Source organism: Nonomuraea recticatena, assembly GCF_039533245.1.
GTDB lineage: Bacteria > Actinomycetota > Actinomycetes > Streptosporangiales > Streptosporangiaceae > Nonomuraea > Nonomuraea roseola.
Genome location: NZ_BAAATE010000007.1, coordinates 60273 through 81565, shown reverse-complemented (window position 1 = coordinate 81565; position 21293 = coordinate 60273). Strand labels below are relative to the sequence as shown.

18 protein-coding genes are annotated in these 21293 nt (G+C 71.9%); 7 read left to right on the top strand and 11 right to left on the bottom strand.

The genetic code is table 11. The annotated features are described in order from the left end of the window. Positions 1-4: 4 nt before the first annotated feature. On the bottom strand, positions 5-3868 hold the full coding sequence (gene hrpA / locus ABFX50_RS16225) for an ATP-dependent RNA helicase HrpA (RefSeq protein ID WP_346147220.1): 3864 nt from the start codon (positions 3866-3868) through the stop codon (positions 5-7). Positions 3869-4022: 154 nt separating this feature from the next. Beyond that, positions 4023-4760: a polyphosphate--glucose phosphotransferase gene (gene ppgK / locus ABFX50_RS16220; RefSeq protein WP_346147218.1), complete on the bottom strand. Its 738-nt coding sequence runs from the start codon at positions 4758-4760 to the stop codon at positions 4023-4025. Positions 4761-4851: 91 nt separating this feature from the next. On the opposite strand from ppgK, the gene ABFX50_RS16215 reads away from it, so the two are divergent. Beyond that, positions 4852-5979: a TIGR03118 family protein gene (locus tag ABFX50_RS16215; RefSeq protein WP_346147216.1), complete on the top strand. Its 1128-nt coding sequence runs from the start codon at positions 4852-4854 to the stop codon at positions 5977-5979. Positions 5980-6071: 92 nt separating this feature from the next. Beyond that, positions 6072-6719, top strand: a complete 648-nt coding sequence (locus tag ABFX50_RS16210; protein WP_346147214.1) for a TenA family protein — start codon at positions 6072-6074, stop codon at positions 6717-6719. Here the strand turns inward: ABFX50_RS16210 and ABFX50_RS16205 are convergent. The 4 genes from ABFX50_RS16205 to ABFX50_RS16190 are packed head-to-tail and all read right to left on the bottom strand — an operon-like array spanning position 6709 to position 10371. Beyond that, a complete protein-coding gene (locus tag ABFX50_RS16205) occupies positions 6709-7290 on the bottom strand; it encodes an HAD family hydrolase (RefSeq protein ID WP_346147212.1) in 582 nt (193 codons plus the stop codon). The two genes, ABFX50_RS16210 and ABFX50_RS16205, sit on opposite strands and share 11 nt — an antisense overlap. Continuing rightward, positions 7287-7886: a response regulator transcription factor gene (locus tag ABFX50_RS16200; protein WP_183646651.1), complete on the bottom strand. Its 600-nt coding sequence runs from the start codon at positions 7884-7886 to the stop codon at positions 7287-7289. Before ABFX50_RS16200 ends, ABFX50_RS16205 begins: the two co-directional genes overlap by 4 nt. Next, complete coding sequence (locus ABFX50_RS16195; protein ID WP_346147210.1) at positions 7883-8890, bottom strand: sensor histidine kinase; 1008 nt, start codon at positions 8888-8890, stop codon at positions 7883-7885. The genes ABFX50_RS16200 and ABFX50_RS16195 overlap by 4 nt, the downstream gene beginning before the upstream one ends. 2 nt (positions 8891-8892) lie before the next feature. Continuing rightward, complete coding sequence (locus ABFX50_RS16190) at positions 8893-10371, bottom strand: carboxylesterase/lipase family protein (protein WP_346147208.1); 1479 nt, start codon at positions 10369-10371, stop codon at positions 8893-8895. A gap of 95 nt (positions 10372-10466) precedes the next feature. Here ABFX50_RS16190 and ABFX50_RS16185 point away from each other — a divergent pair, with 95 nt between their 5' ends. After that, positions 10467-11267 (top strand): DUF4253 domain-containing protein, encoded by an 801-nt coding sequence (locus ABFX50_RS16185; RefSeq protein ID WP_346147206.1) that lies wholly within the window; start codon positions 10467-10469, stop codon positions 11265-11267. A 4-nt stretch (positions 11268-11271) separates the two neighbouring features. Here ABFX50_RS16185 and ABFX50_RS16180 read toward each other — a convergent pair whose 3' ends face one another. Continuing rightward, a complete protein-coding gene (locus ABFX50_RS16180) occupies positions 11272-13158 on the bottom strand; it encodes a Xaa-Pro dipeptidyl-peptidase (RefSeq protein ID WP_346147204.1) in 1887 nt (628 codons plus the stop codon). Positions 13159-13264: 106 nt separating this feature from the next. On the opposite strand from ABFX50_RS16180, the gene ABFX50_RS16175 reads away from it, so the two are divergent. From ABFX50_RS16175 to ABFX50_RS16160, 4 genes are all read left to right on the top strand, one after another. Beyond that, a complete protein-coding gene (locus tag ABFX50_RS16175; protein ID WP_346147203.1) occupies positions 13265-13810 on the top strand; it encodes a TetR/AcrR family transcriptional regulator in 546 nt (181 codons plus the stop codon). Next, a complete protein-coding gene (locus tag ABFX50_RS16170; RefSeq protein WP_346147201.1) occupies positions 13794-14270 on the top strand; it encodes a DUF5360 family protein in 477 nt (158 codons plus the stop codon). The genes ABFX50_RS16175 and ABFX50_RS16170 overlap by 17 nt, the downstream gene beginning before the upstream one ends. After that, positions 14228-14899 carry an HAD family hydrolase gene (locus ABFX50_RS16165; protein ID WP_346147200.1) on the top strand — a complete coding sequence of 224 codons (672 nt, stop codon included), beginning with the start codon at positions 14228-14230 and terminating at the stop codon, positions 14897-14899. The genes ABFX50_RS16170 and ABFX50_RS16165 overlap by 43 nt, the downstream gene beginning before the upstream one ends. Positions 14900-14985: 86 nt before the next feature. After that, positions 14986-15579 (top strand): SRPBCC family protein, encoded by a 594-nt coding sequence (locus ABFX50_RS16160; protein WP_346147199.1) that lies wholly within the window; start codon positions 14986-14988, stop codon positions 15577-15579. Here the strand turns inward: ABFX50_RS16160 and ABFX50_RS16155 are convergent. The 4 genes from ABFX50_RS16155 to ABFX50_RS16140 form a co-directional block, all read right to left on the bottom strand. Further along, entirely contained in the window at positions 15522-18647 is a 3126-nt protein-coding gene (locus ABFX50_RS16155; protein ID WP_346147197.1) for an AfsR/SARP family transcriptional regulator, read from the bottom strand. The genes ABFX50_RS16160 and ABFX50_RS16155 overlap by 58 nt on opposite strands. Before the next feature lie 163 nt (positions 18648-18810). Further along, complete coding sequence (locus tag ABFX50_RS16150) at positions 18811-19128, bottom strand: DUF5709 domain-containing protein (RefSeq protein WP_183646626.1); 318 nt, start codon at positions 19126-19128, stop codon at positions 18811-18813. Between the two features lie 33 nt (positions 19129-19161). Beyond that, positions 19162-19704, bottom strand: a complete 543-nt coding sequence (locus ABFX50_RS16145; RefSeq protein ID WP_183646623.1) for a hemerythrin domain-containing protein — start codon at positions 19702-19704, stop codon at positions 19162-19164. Between the two features lie 23 nt (positions 19705-19727). Further along, positions 19728-21284: a gamma-glutamyltransferase family protein gene (locus tag ABFX50_RS16140; RefSeq protein WP_346147194.1), complete on the bottom strand. Its 1557-nt coding sequence runs from the start codon at positions 21282-21284 to the stop codon at positions 19728-19730. Positions 21285-21293: the final 9 nt, after the last annotated feature.

Sequence of the window (21293 nt, the reverse complement as noted above, 5' to 3'; positions counted from 1 at the left end):
GGCCTCAGGGGAGGAGCTTCTCCAGAGCCTTGGTGATGCGCTTCTCCGAGATCGGGGTCGGGGTGCCGAGGGTCTGGGCGAAGAAGCTGACCCGCAGCTCCTCGATCATCCAGCGGATCTCCCGCACGTCGGGGTCGCCGCGGCGGGCGGGAGGGAGCTTGTCGAGCACGTCGAGGTAGTCGTCCTCGACCTTGTGCACCTTGTCCATCCACTCCACGTCGCGCCAAGGCTCCTCGGGGAGCTTGGCGAGACGCCGGTCGATCGCCCTGATGTAGCGGGAGATGTCAGGCAGGCGGCTCGCCTCGGTGGCGGTGATGAAGCCGGGGAAGATCAGCTTGCCCATCTGGTCCCTGACGTCCTCGGTCGAGGCGTCGGAGCGCAGCGCGCCGAGCTTGAGGTTGACCTCGTGCCAGGCGGCCAGGATCTGCTCGACCTTCGCCAGGATCTCCCTGGCGGTGTCGTACAGCTCGGCGCGGACGTGCTGGTAGAGGCGGTCGAAGGAGACAGGGTCCCACGCGGGGCCGCCGACGTCACGCATCAGCTTGTCGACCGCGGCGTTGACCACGTCCTCGAACAGCGCCACCGCGCCGCCGTGAGGCGAGCGCGACAGAGCCAGCTTCGCCTGGTTGGACAGGCCGCCGAGCAGCGACTTGGCGGGCGAGGTGACGTTGAGCAGCAGCAGCCGCCTGGTGCCGAGCCACATGGACCTGCGCTGCTCGGCCTGCGTCTCGAAGATCTTCACCGAGACCGAGGAGCCCGCGTCGACCAGGGCGGGGTAGCCCTTCATCCGGCCCTGCTCGAACACCTTGGGCAGGGTGCCCACGCTCCACGTGGTGAGGCCGGTGCGCTCCAGGCCGTCGCCCGCCTGCGAGAGCGTCTGGCGCAGCTTGGGAGCCAGACGTCTCTTGAGCGCGTCGAGGTCCTTGTCCTCGGCGACCGTCCGCTTGCGCTCGTCGATCACCCGGTAGGTGACGCGCAGGTGGTCGGGCAGCTGGTCGAGCTGCCACGCCTCGCGCGGCACCCGCACGCCCGTCAGCCGCAGCAGCTCGCGCTCCAGCGCCTCGAGCAGCGGCTCGCCGCCCGCCTTGACGTGCTGGAGCACCTGCTTGGCGTAGTTGGGCGCGGGCACGAAGTTGCGCCTGATGTTCTTGGGCAGCGACCTGATCAGGGCGGTGACCAGCTCCTCGCGCAGGCCGGGGATCTGCCAGTCGAAGCCGTCGGCGTTGACCTGGTTGAGCACCTGCAGCGGGATGTGCACGGTGACGCCGTCGGCCTCGGTGCCGGGCTCGAACTGGTAGGTCAGCTTCATCCGCTGGCCGAGCTGGCGCCAGGTGTCGGGATAGTCGCGGGTGCTGACGTCGGCACCCTCGTTGACCAGCATCTCGGGCGAGAACGTCAGCAGCGCCTTGTCGGGCTGCCTCTTCCACCAGGAGTCGAAGTGCGCCGCCGAGACCACGTCGGCCGGCACCCGCTGGTCGTAGAAGTCGAACAGCGCCTCGTCGTCGACCATGATGTCGCGGCGGCGGGCGCGGTTCTCCAGCTCCTCGACCTCGCCGAGCAGCCTGCGGTTCTCCTTCAGGAAGGCGTGGTGGCTGTCCCAGTCGCCCTCGACGAGGGCGTGCCTGATGAACAGCTCGCGCGACAGCTCGGGGTCGATCCTGCCGTAGCCGACCTTGCGGCCGACGACGAGCGGCACGCCGTACAGCGTGACCTTCTCCATGGCGACGACCGCGCCCTGCTTCTTCTCCCAGTGCGGCTCGGAGTAGGTGCGCTTGATCAGGTGCTGGGCCAGCGGCTCCACCCAGTCGGGCTCGATCCTGGCGTTGACCCGCGCCCACAGCCTGCTGGTCTCCACCAGCTCGGCCGACATCACCCACGCGGGCTGCTTCCTGGCCAGAGCCGAGCCGGGGAAGATCGCGAAGCGCGCGTTGCGCGCCCCGATGTACTCCTGGATGGGCCTGCGCCCGTCGACGGCCTTCTTGTCGACGACGTCCTTGACGCCCAGGTGCGACAGCAGCCCGGCCAGCAGCGAGACATGGATCTGGTACGGCGAGGCGGCCTGGCTGTTCGGCACGGCGCCGAGCGCCTGGCGCAGCTGGCTGTAGATGTCCTGCCACTCGCGCACCCGCAGGTAGTTGAGGAACTCCGAGCGGCACATCCGCCTGAAGGCGCTGGAGGACAGCTCCTTCTGCTTGTCCTTCAGGTAGTTCCACAGATTGAGGTAGGACAGGAAGTCGGACTCGGGGTCGGCGAAGCGGCGGTGCTTCTCGTCGGCCTGCTGCTGCTTGTCGGAGGGGCGCTCGCGAGGGTCCTGGATGGACAGCGCGGAGGCGATCACCATCACCTCGCGCACGCAGCCGTTCTTCTCCGCCTCCAGCACCATGCGCGCCAGGCGGGGGTCGACGGGCAGGTTGGCCAGCTTGCGCCCCATGGCGGTGATGCCGCCTGCGGCGTCGAAGGCGCCGAGTTCCTGCAGCAGGTTGACGCCGTCGCGCACCTGCCGCTGGTCCGGCGGCTCCACGAAGGGGAAGGCCGCGATGTCGCCCAGGCCGATCGTGGTCATCTGCAGGATGACGCTGGCCAGGTTCGTGCGCAGGATCTCGGGATCGGTGAACTCCGGCCTGGCGAGGAAGTCCTCCTCCTCGTACAGGCGGACGCAGATACCGTCGGAGGTACGGCCGCAGCGGCCCTTGCGCTGGTTGGCCGAGGCCTGCGAGATCGCCTCGATCGGCAGGCGCTGCACCTTGGTGCGGTGGCTGTAGCGCGAGATGCGCGCGAAGCCGGGGTCCACGACGTACTTGATGCCGGGCACGGTCAGCGAGGTCTCGGCCACGTTGGTGGCCAGCACGATCCTGCGGCCGGTGTGCGACTGGAAGACCCTGTGCTGCTCGGCCGCCGACAGCCGCGCGTACAGCGGAAGGACCTCGGTGTTGCGGAACTCGGCCTTGGTCAGCGCGTCGAAGGTGTCGCGGATCTCCCGCTCGCCCGACAGGAACACCAGGATGTCGCCCTGGCCCTCCAGCACGAGCTCCTTGCAGGCGTCGACGATGCCCTGCGTCTGGTCGTCGTCCTCGCCCAGCGGCCGGTAGCGCACCTCCACGGGGTAGGTGCGCCCCGACACCTCGATGATCGGCGCGTCGTCGAAGTGGCGCGAGAAGCGCTCGGGGTCGATGGTGGCGCTGGTGATGACGACCTTGAGGTCGGGACGCCTGGGCAGCAGCTGCTTGACGTAGCCGAGGATGAAGTCGATGTTGAGGCTGCGCTCGTGCGCCTCGTCGATGATCAGCGTGTCGTACTGCTCCAGCAGCCTGTCGTTCTGCAGCTCGGCCAGCAGGATGCCGTCGGTCATCAGCTTGACCAGCGTGGAGTCGTTGGCCTTGTCGGTGAAGCGCACCTTGTAGCCGACGACGTCGCCGAGCGTGGTGTCGAGCTCCTCGGCGATGCGCTCGGCCACCGTGCGCGCGGCGATCCTGCGCGGCTGGGTGTGGCCGATGACGCCGCGCACGCCCCTGCCCAGCTCCAGGCAGATCTTCGGGATCTGGGTGGTCTTGCCCGAGCCGGTCTCGCCCGCGATGATCACGACCTGGTTGTCGCGGATCGCCTCGAGGATGTCGTCCTTGCGCTGCGAGACCGGCAGGTTCTCCGGATACCTCACGACGGGGACCACCTCGCGGCGGCGGGTCACGCGCTGCTCGGCGCGTTCCACGTCGGCGAGGATCTCGGCGGCGATCTTCTGCTGCGCCTCGCGGGAGCGTACTCGGCGCGCGCCGTCGAGCCTGCGCCGAAGCCGCCGCTGGTCGCGCGGCATCAGTTCGGGCAGGCGTGAGTGGAGCTCGGTGAGCGAGGAGGTCAAGGAAGGCGTTCCCATACTGCTATCAGGATATGCATGCGGACCAACGGCCCATCGTGCCCGACTCATTCCCGAACCCGCATCTCAATTTCCGCCCGCGCCGCCGTACGGTCAGCGGCGCCTCACGCCAGGGGCGGCCTTCGGGGCAGGCCGCCCGACGGCACCGGGTCGTTCAGGTGGGCAGCGCCTGCGACCCCTCGCGAGTAGCCAGGGCGGCGCCGATGATGCCCGCCTCGTTCTGCAGCGCGGCGGGAACGACCGGGGTGTCGAGTTTCACGTGCGGCAGGAACTTGTCGGCCTTCTTGCTCACCCCGCCGCCCAGCACGATCAGGGCGGGGGAGAAGAGCATCTCCACGTGCCTCAGGTACTCCTCGACGCGCTCGGCCCACTTGTCCCACGACAGGTCGTGATCCTCGCGCGCCCGGTCGGAGGCGCGGTGCTCGGCGTCCTTGCCGTGCAGCTCCAGGTGGCCGAGCTCGGTGTTGGGCACCAGAATGCCGTCCACGAACAGGGCGCTGCCGATGCCGGTGCCGAAGGTCAGCATGAGCACGGTGCCCTTGCGGCCCCTGCCCTCGCCGTACCTCATCTCGGCCAGGCCCGCGGCGTCGGCGTCGTTGAGCACCGTCGCCCCGCCGAACAGCTGGGCCGCGTCGACGCCCACCCATGAGTGGTGCACGTTGGCGGCGGTGCGCACGACGTCGTCGACGACCACGCCGGGGAAGGTGACGCCGAAGGGGCCCTTCCACTCGAAGTGCTTGACGATCTGCGCCACCACCTCGGCGACGCCGTCGGGCTTGGCGGGCTGCGGAGTGGGGATGCGCAGCCGCTCGGCCGACAGCCGGCCCTTCTCCAGATCGACGGGTGCGCCCTTGATGCCGGAACCGCCGATGTCGATGCCGAGAACGTCCATGCCCCCAGACCTGCCCTGGAAAAGTCGGGATGAACCCGACGCCGCCCGGCCGCGTACCTCGCTTCACAAGCGCACATACCAAGGAGGCAGGATGCGGCCACGCATCGTCATACTCTGCGCAGCGGCGCTCATCCTCGGCGCCACGGCCCCCGCCGCGGCCGCGCGTCACCAGACCAGGTTCGACGTCGTCAACCTGGTCTCCGACGTCAAAGGCAAGGCGCGCACCACCGATCCGAAGCTGGTCAACCCGTGGGGCCTGGCCATGGGCAAGACCCTGTGGGTCTCGGCCACGGGCACCGGCGTCGCCACCGTCTACTCGGGCGAGGGCAGGAAGGAGGCCACCGAGGTCGTCGTGCCGGGAGGAGCGCCCACCGGCCAGGTCTTCAACCCGACCGAGGGCTTCACCGTCAAGGGCAGGCCCGCCACGTTCGTCTTCGCCAGCCCCAGCGGCGCCATCAGCGGGTGGAACGCCGAGGCCGACGCCAAGAACGCCGTCATCGCCGCCTTCACCAGGGGCGCCGACTACAAGGGCCTGGCCATGATGCGGACGGAGGAGGGCGCGTTCCTGCTGGCCGCCGACTTCGCGGGCGGGCGCGTGCACGTCTTCGACGACGACTTCAGGCGGGTACGGCTGGACCGCCGCCAGTTCGCCGACCCCTCCATGCCCTCGGGCTACGCGCCGTTCAACGTCTCGGTCGCCCGCGGTGCGGTCTGGGTGTCGTACGCCCTGCGCGACGCGTCCACGGGCAAGTCGGTGGCGGGCAGGGGGAAGGGGTTCGTCAGCCGTTTCGACGCCTCAGGCCGCTTCACCGGACGGCTCGCCGCCCGCGGGCCGCTCAACGCGCCGTGGGCGGTGACCGTCGCGCCGCGGGGCTTCGGGCAGTACGCGGGGGCGACACTGGTCGGCAACTTCGGCGACGGCCGCATCCACGCCTTCAGGAACGGCCGTCACCTCGGCCCGCTGCGCGACGCGGGCGGGCGGGCGATCGTGCTTCCCGGCCTGTGGGACCTGGAGCCAGGCACCGCGGCCAACGGCGGCGAGAACGCCCTGTGGTTCGCCGCGGGCATCGACGGGGCCCAGCACGGCCTGCTCGGCCTGCTGCGCCCCACAGGCGATCGCGCCCGCCAGCCGGCCCCCTCGACCACTCCCTCGACGAAGGCGCCCTCCACGGGCGCGCCCGCGCCCGCCGCCAGCCCGAGCTCGGGCTACGGCTACTGAGGAAACGCCACGGGACCGTCCGGTACGGCAGGCGCGGGCCGTACCGGACACCCAGGACGCTCAGGAACCCGAGATGTGGGTAAGGTGCGGGCGTGAGCGAGGGAAACTTCAGCGAGTGGCTGCGCGCCCGGTGCGAACCCACCTGGACCGAGGTGGTCACCCACCCGTTCGCGGAGGCGATCACCAAGGGCACGGTGCCCGACGACGACATGCGGCGCTACCTGAGCCAGGACTACCAGTTCGTCGACACCTTCACCGCGCTGCTCGGCGCCGCGGTGGCCTGCGCCGACAGCTTCGAGGCGCGGGTGCCGTACGGCCGCTTCCTCGGGCAGGTGGCCACGACGGAGGAGAAGACCTACTTCCACCGCGCGCTCGACGCCCTCGGAGCGGGCACGGGCACGACGGTCCTCGAGCCGGTCACCGAGGACTTCCGCACGCTGATGGACGAGGCCAGGACCAGCCAGGACTACGTGCTGATCGTGGCGGTCCTGTGCGTGGCCGAGTGGACCTACCTCGGCTGGGCCTCGCGCGCCACCCAGCCCTACCCCGACAACTTCGTCCACCGCGAGTGGATCGAGCTGCACGAGGGCCCCGAGTTCAGACAGTGGGTCGACTTCCTGCGCGGCGAGCTCGACAGGCTCGGGCCCGGCCTGGACGAGGACCACCGCCAGGAGGTGCTGAGCGTCTTCCACAGGGCGGTCGAGCTGGAGAAGCGCTTCTTCGACATGGCTAGAGGCTGAGCGCCCTCGCCAGGTCACCCGCCTCGGTGAAGTGGACCCCGATCATGCCGAGCGCCCTGGCGGCCTCGACGTTCTCCAGCCGGTCGTCGACGAACAGGCAGCGCGAGGGGGTGACGCCGGCCACCTGCGCGGCCAGCTCGTAGATGCGCGGGTCGGGCTTGGCCAGGCCGACCCGCGCGCTGCTGACCACGGCGTCGGCGAAGTAGGTCAGGCCGAGACGGTCGAGGTGCTCCTCGAGCGTGTCCATGGCGTTGGTCAGCAGGACGAGAGGAACCCGCTCCTGCGCCTTGGCCAGCAGCGCCCTGACCTCCTCGTCGACCCAGAAGGAGACCTCGGCGAACTCGGCGACGGCCTGGCGGGCCCGCTCGTCGCCGCCGAGCGCGAGCGCGACGGACTCGACCCACTGCGCCTCGGTGATCTGCCCGAGCGTGGCCGGCAGGATGCGCTCGGGCGCGAAGGCGGTCTTCATCAGGGGCAGGCCGTAGCGGGCCTCGATGTCGGCCTGGGCCACGTGGTCGAACTGGCGCAGCACGCCGTCGAGGTCGCTGAGAACCGCGTCGTAGGAGGTCACAACCACCCATTGTGCCGCGCCATGCGAGCGGCCTCGATCCGGTTCCTGGTGTGCGTCTTGCCGATGGCCGACGACAGGTGGTTGCGCACCGTGCTCTCCGACAGGTGCAGCCTGGTGGCCAGGTCGGCGATGGTGGAGCCGTCGATCGCGGCGGCCAGCACGTCGCGCTCCCTGTCGGTCAGCGGGCTCGGGCCCGCGTTGAGCGCGGCGGCGGCCAGCGCGGGGTCCACGATCCGCTCGCCCGCCACGGCGCGCCTGATCGCCGCGGCCAGCTCCTCGACGGGCGCGTCCTTCACCAGGAACCCGGCCGCGCCCGCCTCCATGGCCCTGCGCAGGTAGCCGGGCCTGCCGAAGGTGGTGAGGATCAGCACCACGATGCCCTTGCCGCGCAGGTCGGCGGCGGCGTCGAGCCCGCTGCGGCCAGGCAGCTCGATGTCGAGCAGCGCCACGTCGGGGCCCACCCGCTCGGCGGCGGCGACGATCGCCGAGCCGTCGGCCACCTGCGCCACCACCTCGATGTCGTCCTCCAGGCCGAGCAGCAGCGCCAGCGCGTCGCGCATCATGCCCTGGTCCTCGGCGATGAGCACCCTGATCACTTCGGCACCGCCACCGTGAGCACGAACCTGCCGTCCTCGGCGCGCGCCTCGACGGCCGCGCCCCGCTCGGCCAGGCCCTTCAGCCCGTTCCCCCTCGTGAAGGCCTGGGCCGCGCCGTCGTTGGCGATCTCGAGCAGCACGAGCTCCCCCTCGTCCCTGAGTGTGATGGCGCAACCGGTCGCCCGCGCGTGCCTGATCACGTTCGTCACCCCTTCCCTGACGACCCAGCCCAGCAGCGCGTCCGCGTCGGGCGAGAGCCGTACCTCCTCCAGCATGACCTCCGCCCGCACCCCCGCCTCCTCCAGGGCCAGGCGGGCGGCGGCCAGCTCGTCGGCCAGGCCCCGCCCCCGATAGCCCGCCACGGCCGAGCGGACCTCCGCCAGCGCCCTGCGCCCGATCTGCTCGATGTCGCCCGCCTGCCGCGCGGCGGCGTCGGCGTCGCGGGGGGCGAGCCTGCGCACCGCCTCGGCCTTGACCACCACCAGCGACAGCGTGTGCCCGAGCAGGTCGTGCAGGTCGCGGGAGAAGCGCTCGCGCTCCCTCAGCACGGCCGCCCTGGCCAGCTCCTCCCTGGTCTCGAACAGCCTCAGCGTGACGTGCACGACGACCCCTGCGACGAAGGTTCCCCAGGCCACCGCGGCCACCGCGTCCTCTCCGCCGCCGGACCGCAGCGTCACCAGCATCGAGACCACCGTCACGCCCCCCAGCGCGTACGGCGCCGCCCGCTCCCGCACCACCACGCCGCACGCCATCGACACCAGCGGGCAGAGGTAGAGCCACTTGCCGCCGTAGGCCATGCCGAGCGCGAAGGTCACCGCCGCCAGCACCACCAGCGGCACCCACGCCGGCCCCTCGCCGAACGCCATCCGGATCGCGGCCAGGTAAGCGGCCGCGAAGACCGCCAGACCGAGCGCCCCCACCCACGACGGCTGCCTGAGCAGGTCGTAGGCGGGGAACCAGGCCACGGCGATCCAGACGTAGAACGCCGAGGGACCGGGTCTCATCGTCACCTCCAGTACGCCAGGTTGTGCTCGGCCGCGTAGTCGATCTGCTCGATCCTGCCCGGCGCGAGCGACTGCGTGCCCCCCTTCAGCGTGGGCCACGCGGGAAGGCCCGCCCCGTTCGGGTCGCCCTTGCGGGCGAAGGCGGTCCAGTACCCCACCATCTGGTCGGCCAGGCGCCGCTGCGCCGGCTCCAGCTTCGCCCGCCCCTCCTCGAACAGGTAGGCCAGCTCGGCGGCGTGGTAGGCGCCCCAGTCGAAGCCGTCGCCGCCGATGTCGAGGAACATCGGCGCGTCCCTGTCGGCGAACTCGTAGCCGTAGACGGGCACGTGCCTGGCCAGCGCCGTGTTCTGGGCGTGGGTGCCGCGCGCCCACATCCTGTCGGTGATCACCTGGGCCCACGCGAGCGCGGGGTCGTCGCCGGGTGGGTACTCCTTCAGCACGTCCTTGCCGGGGAAGGCCGCCTCGGCCAGTTCCGGATAGTCGACCTTCCCGCCCGCCAGCCCGACGAAGATGCGGTGCTCGTCCTTGGTCGCCCCCGCCAGCACCGGCATCCGGTGGAAGCGGCCCTCCTCGACCGCCCTGGAGGGGATCTCGGGCAGGACCCTGTTGCCGTAGGCGTAGACCTGGAAGGCGTTCATGATCTGCGGCACGGCGAGGATCCTCTTCACCGGCAGCCTTCTCAGGCACGCCAGGTCGGAGCAGCCGAGCTGGGCCGCGTAGTGCGCGCCGACGGCCTCGGCGTCGGCACGGGAGCGCCATGCGAAGGACGGCTGCGCCGGCAGGCCGGGGATCATGGCGCCCGCGGGCATGTCCATCATGGTCTCGCCGCTCTGCATGATGGCGCGCTGGAACAGGCCCTTCGCGCCGGGCGAGGTGAGATGGCCGCCGATGGCCAGCGCGCCGAAGGAGACGCCGAACGCCGTGACGTTGCCCGGGTCGCCGCCGAAGGCCGCGGCGTTGCGGCGCACCCAGCGCAGCGCCTCCTGCTGGTCCTGGAGGCCGTAGGTGCCCGAGTCCGCGAGCCCGGGGAAGCCGAACCCGCTGAAGACGCCGAGGCGGTAGTTGATCGTCACCACGACCACGCCCTTCGCGGCGATCCTGCGGGCGTCGGTGAGGTGGCCCGCGCCCAGCGCGCCGTCGCCGTGGATCCACACCATGACGGGTCGCCCGCCGCCGGGCTCGCGGGGCGTCGTGACGTTGAGGAACAGGCAGTCCTCCGTGGAGCTGGTGATCTTGGCGTAGTCGGAGCCGACCTGGGGGCACATCGCGCCGGGCTTGGTGGCGTCCCGCACGTCCTTCCACGCCTTCGCCGGGTGGGGCGACTCCCAGCGGGCCGCGGTGGCGTACGGGATGCCCTGGAAGAGGCGGTGGGCGCCGGTGACGGTGCCCCTGACGGGGCCCGAGGCGGTCTCCACCACCGCGGGGTCGTCGACGGCGGCGCACCCCGTCAGCAGGAACGCGAGAGCGAGCAGAATCCTCATGACTCGAGGCTCGCGCAGCCGCGACCTGCGCAGAAGATTCATCGATCCCGTGTCCCTCAGGACAAAAGTCCCGGGGGACTACCATCTTCCGAGACATGAACACTCACCAGCTACCGGCGAGTCTTTGCCGGCTGTTCGAGGACGGCGGCCGCGGGCGGTCGCTCTCCTTCGAGCTGCCCGCGGGCGACGTCGTGTGGCCGGAGCAGCCCGCCAGGCGCCCGGCCTTCTGGATGAGCGACGAGCCCGCGCGAGACGGGCTGTGGGCGGCGATGCGGGCCGAGCATCCGCGTTCGGGTCTGTGGCCCGTGCTGCTGGACGAGTCGGCGCAGCCGTGGTCGTCCGCGCAGGTCGCGCCCGACTCGCCCGATCTCATCGACACCTTCACCGCCGCCGGGTTCATGAGCGAGGTGTGGCGAGACTGGGTCGCGCAGGTGCCGGTGGAGTCGCTGGCCGAGATCGAGCCGTTCGGGCCGCTGTGCCCCGGCCTGGCCGATCCTGGGGAGCTGCGGGCCGATCCCGGGTCGGTCGCCGACTGGTACGCGGGCGTGCTGGGCGAGCGCGGCATGCCGCTCGGACTGGCGGCCGCGCGCAGGGGCGCCGACGCGCTGGCGGTGATGGGCTGGCAGGGCGCGCTGCACCACAACGAGTGGATGGTGCCGCTGGCCGCGGTCGTGCGCAGCTGGGAGGAGCGCTTCGGCGCACGCGTGGTCGCGCTGGGGTTCAACACGCTGGAGCTGAGTGTGGCCGCGCCGCCGGTCAGCCCCGAGCACGCGATCCACGTCGCGGCCGAGCACTGGGCGTTCTGTCCCGACAACGTCGTCCAGGGCGCGGGCGACCTGTACGGCTACGCCGAACAGATCAGGGGACAGTTCTGCTGGTCGTTCTGGTGGGACTAGTTCGCTAGTGGAAGGCGTGCTCCGGCGTCGGCAGCTCCACCTCCTGAGGGCCGCGCCACGTGGAGGGGCCGGTGGGCACCTCCGCCAGCGGCGCGCTGAGCGCGAAGGGCACGGTCACCTTGCTCCTGGCCAGATCGACCGTGACGGCCGCGCCGGTGGCGCGCTCGCCGCTGTAGGTGGAGTCGGTGCCCGCGATCACCAGGGCGAGCCTGTGACCCTTCTTGAAGACGTAGTCGTGCGGCAGGGTCTCCCACTCGACCTGGGCGAAGGCGCCGGGCGTCAGCGGGCTGGGCGAGGACAGCGAGTCGCGGTTCTGCACGTCGAGCCAGCCGCGGGCGACGATCTCCAGCGGGCGGGTGGCCAGGTTCGTGGCGACCTTGCGGTAGCAGCCGTCGTCGGCCGCGGTCGACTCGCCGTGGCAGTCCTCCTCGGCGAGCGTGGTGATGCCCTGGCCGCGCCGCCAGTCGACGCGGGTGTCGTCGCCGAAGTCGACGAGCAGCGCGGTCAGGTTCGCGGTCGGCCGGTCCAGCGCGAGGCGCAGGTCGACCACCGGCGTGCCGGACAGGCGCAGGTCGAGGGGGAGCGCGCCGGTGGTGAAGGCGAGCCTGCCCGGCTTGGCGGTGCCGACGTCGGCGACCATCTCGGTCTCGGGCATCCGTACGTCGGTGAAGGCCGCCGTCGCGCCTCTGCGGGCCGGCAGCAGGCCGAGTGAGCCGTCGGCGGAGGGCCGCAGCGGCACCCTCATCGCCCCGCGCGCGGGCCAGTCTCGCTGGGTGATCCACTGCGCGGGGCCGACCTGCACGTCGGCGCGGGGCTTACTCATGATCCCGTTGTCGACCCCGAGCAGCCAGTGGTCGAACCACTGGTGCAGCGTGTCCACCCACAGGCCGCGGCGGCCCTCGAAGTCGAAGGGGTCCACGTGCTGGTACTGGCCGACCCAGATCTTGCGCGGCACGCCCCTGCTGCCCAGCGCCTTCCACCAGGCGGAGAAGTTGTCGGGCTTGACGTTGAGGTCGTTGACCGTGTGGACCACGAAGACGCTGGCCTTCACGTTCGCGACGTCCTTCTCGTAGTCGCGCTCGGCCCAGAACGGGTTGTAGTCGCCCGTGTCGTCGCCGTCGCGCGCGTCCATGTCCGCCCGCACGGCCGCGCACTTGGCGTCGGGGTCGGTGTCGACCACGTTGGCCAGCCATGAGGCGTAGTCGTAGGAGTAGACGACGCCGCCCGAGCGCTGGTAGCGGTACCACGAGCTGATCGCCGAGATCGGGACGATCGTCTCCAGCCCCTCGACCCCGGTGGCGGCCACGGCGTTGGCCAGCGTGCCGTCGTACGACTTGCCGATCATGGCGGCCTTGCCCGTGGTCCAGGTGGCGTGGGCGGGCGTGCCGTCGGCGCGGTAGGCGGGGGCCCTGCCGTTCAGCCAGTCGATGACCGCCTTGCCGCCGACGACGTCGGCCTGACCGCCCGTGGCCGGGCAGCCGTCGGACCTGGTGGTGCCGAGCATGTCGACGTTGAGTACCGCGTAGCCCCTCGGGACGAAGAAGTTGTCGTAGAACAGCGGGAACTTCGCCAGGTTGCCCTCGGCGTCGTAGACCTTGCGTTCGCTCTCGTTGCCTCTGCCCGAGTTGTCGTAGTAGGGGCTCTCGTCGATGATCACGGGGATCCGGTCGGCGGTCCTCGGGCGGATGATGTCCACCCTGACCCTGTCGAGGCGGCCGTCGGCGTCACTGTCGATCGGCGCCTCCACGTAGACGTGCTCGCGGATGGCGTCGGCGTAGGAGAAGACCGGCTGCGAGCGGTCGCCGGCGATCGTGAGGGTGGCGGCATGGGCTGGTGGGGCGGTCGTCGCCACGAGGGCTAACGCGACGAGGGCGGCTCGTAACTGTGGCACGCGGGTCCTCCGATGCAGGGGGCTACAAGCGCAATGTCGATGATCGGGATGTCCCTGGCAAGATCTCCTCATAAAGTGCACCGGCTGGCCGGTATAGTTTCGAGGCGTGCCCAGACCCAGTTCGAGAGAGCGGCTGCTCGACGCGGCCGCCGAGGTGCTGCTCACCGACGGAGCAGAATCGCTGACGCTGGAGGCCGTGGCCAAGCGCGCGGGGGTGTCCAAGGGCGGCCTCTTCTACCACTTCCCGACCAAGCAGGCCATGGTGGCCGCCATGGTCGACAGGCTCACCTCCGCCTTCGACGCCGCCCTGGCCGGCGCGGGCAGCGAGCCGGGGGACTTCCTGCGCGCCTACGTCGCGGCGACGATCCCCGAGGACCACACCGCCGCGCCCGCCGACAGGGTGACGGCGGCGCTGCTGGCGGGCGTGCTGGTCGATCCGGCGGGCCTCGAACCGCTGCGCGGGCGGTTCGCCGCCTGGCAGGCGCGGCTGGTCGACGACGGCATCGACCCCGCCGCCGCGACCGCCGTACGGCTGGCGGTCGACGGATGGTGGGCCGTCAGGCTGCTCGGCCTCGGCGAGCCCGCACCCGGACTGCACGAGAGCACCCGCCGCTACCTCATGGAGGCGATCGACCGTGCTGCGCGCGACTAAGGCCCTCATGCTCGTGACGGACCTCGGGTTCGTCGTCTACTTCTCGGTCACGGGACTGGGGCTGATCCCGCCGGAGTGGGCCTTCGCCGACTACGGCAACCCGCTCATGGCCGACTGGAACTGGTCCTTCCTCTGGATCGACCTCCTGGCCAGCGCCACGGGCCTGACGAGCCTGTGGCTGCTGAGGACGGGCGGCGCGCGCGGGGCCGGTCTCATGCTGGTCTCGCTGGTGCTGTCCATGGCCTCGGGGCTGATGGCGATCGCGTTCTGGACCCTTCGCGGTGACTTCTCGCTCGCCTGGTGGATCCCCAACCTCTACCTGCTGCTCTTCCCGATCCCCGCGATCGCCGCGCTGACCGCCCCCTCGGCCGCCCGCGACGGCGAGACCGTAGAGTTGGGGCGGATCAGGGAGGATCGATGGTGGTCAGGGCAGTGGTGTTCGACGTCGGCGAGACGTTGATCGACGAGACGCGCATCTGGTCGCGCTGGGCCGACAGGCTGGGCGTGACCCGGCTGACGTTCATGGGCGTGCTCGGCGGGATGGCCGCGCTCGACCGCTCCCACCGCGACAGCTTCCAGATCCTGCGGCCCGGTTTCGACCTCGAGGCCGAGATCGCGGCATGGGAGCGCGACGAGCCCGAGAGCCTGCGCAACCACTTCGACGCCGACGACCTCTACCCCGACGTGCGCGAGGCGCTGGACGGCCTCAGGCAGGCGGGTGTCCAGGTGGTCATCGCGGGCAACCAGCCCACCAGGGCCTACGACGCGCTGGTGGCCATGGACCTGCCGGCCGACTCCATCCACACCTCCGACGGCTGGGGCGTGGCCAAGCCGGCCCCCGAGTTCTTCGCCAAGGTCGCCGCGGTGGCGGGCAGGGAGCCGGGTGAGATCCTCTACGTCGGCGACAGGTTCGACAACGACGTGCTGCCCGCCGCGCGCGCGGGGATGCGCACCGCGCTGCTGCGCAGGGGCCCGTGGGGCCACCTGCACGCCGACAGGCCCGAGGCCGCCGCGGCGGACGTGATCATCGACGACCTGTACGGCGTGCTGCCCGCCGTGCGCGCACTGAACGAGGCACGCAGGCCTTAAGGCCATCGGAAGGCGATCGTAAGGGGCGAGGGGCACTGTGAGGCACGTCGGAAGTGATCCACCTTCGAGCCCCTGAGAGGCCGGCCATGACGCAGACCGCCGAGTACGAGATCGTCCTTCACCTCGACGCCCCCCGCGAGCAGGTATACGCCGCCTGGACCACCCCCGGGCGCTTCGCCCGCTGGTTCGGCCCCCGCATCTTCACCACCCCCGCCGACCGCGTGGCCCTGGACGTCAGGCCGGGCGGCGCCTGGCAGGCCACGCTGGTCGGCGACGAGGGCTTCGAGGTCACCCTCCAGGGCGCCTACCGCGAGGTCGCGGGCCCCGGCAGGCTGGTCTTCACCACCGGCGACCCCGACAACCCCGGCGACGCCCCGGCCTCGGTGGTGACCCTCACCCTGGACGAGGGCGAGGGCGGCGGCACCACGATGCGCTTCCACCAGTTCGGCGTCAACACCGACCAGGAGCACGCCGAGCAGGCCAGGGCGGGATGGCTGGAGTTCTTCGAGCGCCTGGCCGAGCACCTGGCCGTTCAGGCCGCGTCGTCACAGGCCGCGTCGTCTCAGGCGGCGTCGTCTCAGGCCATGTCGTCTCAGGCCGCGTCGTCTCAGCGCGTGTCGTCTCAGGCCGCCGCGTCCCCGGCCACGTCGTCGAAGGTCAGCTCGCAGCCGGCGGCGTAGGCGGCGGCGAACGCCTCGGGGCCGAGCGCGGCCTCGATCCTCGCGGTGATGCGCCGCACCTCGTCCTCCTCGGTGCGGCTGGCGGGGGTGCGGTGCGCCAGCCTGGCCGACGCGGCCAGACCGAGCAGCCTCGCGCCCTCCTGCGGCCCTGACGCGGCGGCGAGGCCCTCGACCGTGAGCGCCGTCGTGCGGGGGTCACCGATCCTCCTGGCGGCGGCGAACGCCTCGAGGAACAGCTCACGCGCGCCCTCGGCGTCGCCCCGCAGCTCGTGGACGAAGCCCAGCTCCACGAGTGTCGTGGGCAGGAACAGCGGGGGCTCGCCGTCCCTCGGGACGCCGTCGAGCAGCCGGTCGAGGTGGGTGCGCGCCAGATCCAGCCTGCCCGCCCTGCGGGCGGAGAAGCCGAGGCCCATCTCGGCGAAGATCTGTCCCTCGCGGTAACCCTGCCCCGTGGCCAGCTTGAGCGCCTGGCCGCAGTGGTCCATCGCCGCGTCGTGGTCGCCCTCGTTCATGGCCATCCAGCCCAGCCACGACAGCCTGCCCACGACATCGGGCCACAGGCCGAGCTCCTCGGCGATGCGCAGGTCCTCGGTGAACAGCCGGGTGGCCGCCTCGATGTCGCCGTGGATCTCGGCCAGCCCGCCGAGCCACTCGGTGGCCTGCAGCCGTCCCCAGCTGTCGCCGAGCTCCGCGAACAGCGCGGCGCTCTCGCCGCCGTCGCGCTCGAGGGCCTCCAGGTCGCGCAGGGTGAAGGCGTCGCGGGCGTGCCTGCTCAGCGCCGCCGCCACGCCCCACCTGTCGCCCACCTCGCGGAAGGTCTCCAGCGCGCTGTCGACCAGGGCGCGCGAGGTCGGCAGGTCGGCGATGCCGAGGCTGACGAACCACTCCGCCCTGGCCCTGTCGGCGGGATCGGCGAGATCCAGGGCCTGCTTCCAGTCGACGTCCTCGCCGAGCAGCAGCGCGAACCCCGCGCTCCAGGCCCGCGCCCTCGCCCTGTCGGCGGCGGAGGCGTCGCCCCCCACGGCCTGACCCGCCTGAGCGGCCTGAGCGGCCTGTCCCGTCTGGGCGGCCTGGTCGGCCGCGAGCGCGGCCTGCAGCGAGCGGCGTCCCTCGCCGAGCCTGCCGCGCAGGAACCAGTACCAGGCCAGGGCGTTCACCAGCCGCAGGGCGTCGGCCACGGGGGCGGCGTCGAGCGCGGCCCTCAGGTTGGCCGCCTCGGCGTCCAGCCGCCGCATCCAGCGCGCCTGCTCGGGCCCGCGCAGATACGACTCGGCCCGTACGGCGAGCGCGGTGTAGTAGCCGGCGTGCGCCTGCCGTACCCGGACAGCCTCGCCCGCGTCGTCCAGGCGGTGCAGGCAGTAGGCCGTCACCGACTCCAGCAGCCGGTAGCGCACCCCCGAAGGCCCCTCCACGACCACCACCAGTGACCTGTCGACCAGCCGCGCGAGCGTGTCGAGCACGTCGACGCCGTCCTGCGCGCACACCGCCTCGGCGGCCTCCAGCGTGCAGCCGTCGGCGTGGACGGCCAGGCGGCGCAGCACGACCCGCTCGTCATCGGTGAGCAGGGTCCAGCTCCAGTCGATCATCGCCATCAGCGTCTGCTGCCGGGCGGGAGCGCCGCGCTGGAAGCCGGCCAGCACCTTGAACCTGTCGTCGAGCCTGGCCACGAGCTCCTGGACACCGAGCGCCCTGACGCGGGTGGCGGCCAGCTCGAGCGCCAGCGGGATGCCGTCCAGCCTGCGGCACAGCTGCGCGACCGCCTCGGCGTTGCCCTCGTCGAGGGCGAACCCCCTGGCCGAGGCGGTGGCCCTGGCCATGAACAGCCGCACGGCGTCGGCCTTTGCCACCGTGAACAGCTCGGAGCCCTGGGGCAGCTCGAGCGCGGGCACGCTCCACAGCGCCTCACCCGCCACGTTCAGCGGCTCCCGGCTGGTCGCCAGGATGCGCAGGCCCTCCACCGAACGCAGCAGCGTCTCCGCCAGCAGGGCGGCCTGCTCGACCACGTGCTCGCAGTTGTCGAGCACCAGCAGCAGGCGTCGCCCGCGCAACGCCTCGACCAGGCGCTCCATGGTGCCCGCCGAGTCCTCACGGATGTCGAGCGCGACGAGTACGGCCTCGGCGAGCGACGGTGTGAGCCGGTCGTAGGGCGCCAGCTCCACCAGCCACGCGCCGTCGGGGTGCGCCCCTGTGAGCCGCCGCCCGACCTCCAGCGCCAGGCTCGTCTTGCCCACGCCGCCCGAACCCGTGAGCGTGACCAGCCTGCTCGTGTCCAGCAGGGCGCGCACCTCGGCCACCGCCTCCTCGCGCCCGATCAAGTCGCTCACGGCGGCCGGCAGGTTCGTCGCGGGGCGTTCGGCCCTGCTGCTCAGCGCGGGGTCCTGGCGCAGGATGCGGGCGTACAGGTCGGCCAGCGCGGGCGAGGGGTCGAGGCCCAGCTCGTCGGCGAGCCTCTCGCGCAGCTCGCCGTAGCTGGCCAGCGCCTCGCTCTGCCGTCCCGCCCGGTAGAGGGCGGCCATGTGGACGGCGCGCAGCCGCTCTCTGAGCGGATGCGCGGCCACGAGTTCGGCCACCTCGACGGGCTCTCCCGCCGCCAGCCGCGCCTCGGCGAGCTCCTCGACGGCGCTGAGGCGCGCCTCCTCCAGGCGGGCGATCACCGGCCTCAGGAACTCGAAGTCGGCGAAGTCGGCGAACGCGGCGCCCCGCCACAGCTCCAGGGCCTCCGCCCACCTGCCCTCCTCGGTCAGCGCCGTGAAGCGGGCGGCGTCGACCGCGCCGGAGGCGGCCTGCAGCGCGTAGCCGGGAGCGCGCGAGAGCACGAGGCTCTTACCGCCTGGCTCGGCGTCCTCCAGCGCGCGGCGCAGCTGCGAGACCCGCACCTGCAGAGCGGCCGAGGGATTGCCGGGAGGTTCGTCCCCCCACAGGTCGTCGACCAGCCGGTCGGCGGAGACCACCCGTCCGTCGGCGGCGAGCAGGGCGGCCAGCAACGCGCGCACCTTCAGGCCCGGGATCGCGACGACCTGTCCCTCGTCGGTCCAGGCTGTCACGGGGCCGAGCACACCAAAGCGCATACGACCGACCTTAAGGGCAGGCGAACGTCTCCTGCAGCGGGTCGCCGCGCGGCCAGGCCGGCCCACAGCCCACTGCGCCGCGTCCGCCCCGCCTACGCGATGGCGGTACAGGGGCGAGCACGCCGACGCCGGACCGGTTCCCACCGGTCCGGCGTCAGCGTCCTCACGGCTGCTCGGGGTCGATGCGGACGGCGCGCTCCTCTGCCGACAGGTCGCCCGAGTCGCTCCCCACGTCCTCGCCGATCTCCTCGCTCTCGACGTCGGGCGCGAGGCCCTCGTCGGGCGAGAGGAGCCTGTGCTCCTCGCGGGGCGCTCTCTCGCGTTCGGGGGCCTCGCGCCACAGCCGCTCGGCCACGGTGTCCTGGTGCTGGGGGTCGTCCTCCTCGATCACATGGTTCTGGCCGAGATCGTCGGTCCACTCCTCGACCTCGATCTCCTGCTCGTCGCTCATGCCGTAGCGGTCCGGCGGTGTTTCGGTCATAGCGGCTCACTACCCCGCACGAGGCCCGAAACCCTAGGACTTTGCCTTCTTGACGGCCTCGGCCAACTCATCCTTGTCCATGGTCGACCTGCCGGGGATGTCGGCCTCCTGCGCCTGCTTGTACAGCTCCTCCTTGGAGGGAGCGGGCGGGCGCAGGGCGAGCAGCTCGCTCTCCCTGCGCTCCTTGAAGGCCTTGCCGAGCTGCTCCAGCTGCTTCTGGCTGAGCGACTCGCGAAGGGCGGGGAGGATCTCGCTCTCCTCCTCCTCGACGTGGTGCTTCACGGACTCGACGAGCTTGACGAGGGTCTCGGAGAACTGAGGGGTGCCGGGGGTGGCGTGCTTGAGCGCGTCGAGGAGGACCTCGGCCTCCTTGTGCTCCTCCACGCCGTGGTGCGCCTCGGAGGGCTGGACCTCGGCGTAGACCCTGTCCTCCTCTGCCCTGGCGTGGGCGGTGAGCAGGGCGGCCAGCTCGGCCACGTCGGCCTCGGGGTCACCCTGCCTGCTGTTGAGCCGCTCGAACAGCGCCTCGATCGCGCGGTGGTCACTGGTGATCATCGTGATGACGTCGGTTCCCATGGGAGCCGGTGCTACCCAGGGGGTCAGCGTCCAATCGCGGCGCCGATGCGGGCGCGCGGGTCGGCCGCGCCCGCGAGAACCCCGTCCGGCAGGACGTCGATGAGGTGGGCGTGCCCGAATCCCGTCCCGTACGGCATGCCCGCCACCGGATGTCCGAGCGCGGACAGGCCGTCGGCCCAGCCCGCGCCCTCCTCCAGCTCCATGACGGTCTCGTCGGGTGCGTCCCAGGTGTCGAAGCCGGTGCCGCCGGTGCCCAGCCGCCAGCGCGGGGCCGAGATCGCCTGCCCCGGCGTCTGGCCGTGCCTGAGCAGGCGGGTGATGACCTGGAGCAGGATCTGGGGCTGCGCGTCGCCGCCCATGGTGCCCACGACCGAGCGAAGCGAGCCGTCCTGCCTGGTGATGAGGGCGGGGGTGAGCGTGTGCGGAGGGCGGCGGCCAGGGCCGTACTCGGCCGGGTGCCCGGGCGTGAGGGAGAAGCCGATGCCGCGGTTGTGCAGGTTGATCCCGGTGCGCGGCTCGACCAGCAGGCTGCCGAAGCCCGAGGCGTTCGACTGGATGAGGGAGACGCCCATGCCGTCGCCGTCCACGGCGCACAGGTAGGTCGTGTCGCCCTCGGCGGTCAGCCCGCGCACCCTGAGCCGGGCCGTGGGGTCGACCATGGCGCGCCGCCTGGCGATCTCGGCCTCCGACACCAGGTCCCGCGCGTGCTCGTGCAGCAGCGACAGCCTGTCGTGACCGGCGATCCTGGCGGCCTCGCCCAGCAGGTGCGCCCAGAGGGCGTGATCGGGGGTCGGGGGCAGGTCGAGGCCGTCGACGACGCCCAGCGACAGCAGCAGCAGGTAGCCCTGGGAGTTGGGCGGCATGGACCACACGTCGTGGCCGAAGGCTCGCACGCGCAGCGGCTCCACCCAGTCGGCCGTCGGCTTGGCCAGGTCGTCGGGGACGTACTCGCCCGCGCCGAGCTCGAGCAGGCCCCGGCCGAACTCGCCCTGGTAGAAGCCCTCTCTGCCGGAGGAGGCGATCGCCTCGAGCGTACGGGCCACGCCCGGCCTGGTCATCAGCTGTCCCGGCGAGGAGACGGCGGCGAAGTCGGGGTGGTGGGCCAGCGCCGAGGCGATGGGGGCCAGCAGGGGTGAGACGGGGAAGCCGTGCGCGGCCAGATCGATCGCGGGGGTGAGGACCGTGGCCATCGGGAGCCTGCCGTACCTGGAGTGCAGCGCGAGCCAGCCGTCCACGGCCCCCGGCACCGGCGCCGACCTGATGTCGTTGCGGAGGGGCATGACGGTGTGGCCCTCGGCCCGCAGCCTGCCGGGGTCGGCGCCCGAGCCCGCGCGTCCCGAGGCGTTGAGCGCGGTGACGGAGCCTTCGGCCCTGCCTCCGGAGCCGCCGTCGTGGACGAGGGCGAACAGGTCCCCGCCGAGCCCGCACATGTGGGGGGCGGTGACCGCGAGGACGGCGTTGGTGGCGATGGCGGCGTCGGCGGCCGAGCCGCCGCGGTCGAGCATGGTCAGACCTGCGGCGGAGGCGAGGTGGTCGACGCTGCACACCATGCCGGACCGGGCGTATCGGGTGTTCTGCACGGATCAGAC

Coding starts and splice junctions, on each gene's coding strand:
- hrpA (WP_346147220.1), bottom strand. CDS start 3,868: ATGGGAACGCCTTCCTTGACCTCCTCGCTCACCGAGCTCCACTCACGC.
- ppgK (WP_346147218.1), bottom strand. CDS start 4,760: ATGGACGTTCTCGGCATCGACATCGGCGGTTCCGGCATCAAGGGCGCA.
- ABFX50_RS16215 (WP_346147216.1), top strand. CDS start 4,852: ATGCGGCCACGCATCGTCATACTCTGCGCAGCGGCGCTCATCCTCGGC.
- ABFX50_RS16195 (WP_346147210.1), bottom strand. CDS start 8,890: ATGAGACCCGGTCCCTCGGCGTTCTACGTCTGGATCGCCGTGGCCTGG.
- ABFX50_RS16190 (WP_346147208.1), bottom strand. CDS start 10,371: ATGAGGATTCTGCTCGCTCTCGCGTTCCTGCTGACGGGGTGCGCCGCC.
- ABFX50_RS16185 (WP_346147206.1), top strand. CDS start 10,467: ATGAACACTCACCAGCTACCGGCGAGTCTTTGCCGGCTGTTCGAGGAC.
- ABFX50_RS16165 (WP_346147200.1), top strand. CDS start 14,228: ATGGTGGTCAGGGCAGTGGTGTTCGACGTCGGCGAGACGTTGATCGAC.
- ABFX50_RS16160 (WP_346147199.1), top strand. CDS start 14,986: ATGACGCAGACCGCCGAGTACGAGATCGTCCTTCACCTCGACGCCCCC.
- ABFX50_RS16155 (WP_346147197.1), bottom strand. CDS start 18,647: ATGCGCTTTGGTGTGCTCGGCCCCGTGACAGCCTGGACCGACGAGGGA.
- ABFX50_RS16150 (WP_183646626.1), bottom strand. CDS start 19,128: ATGACCGAAACACCGCCGGACCGCTACGGCATGAGCGACGAGCAGGAG.
- ABFX50_RS16145 (WP_183646623.1), bottom strand. CDS start 19,704: ATGGGAACCGACGTCATCACGATGATCACCAGTGACCACCGCGCGATC.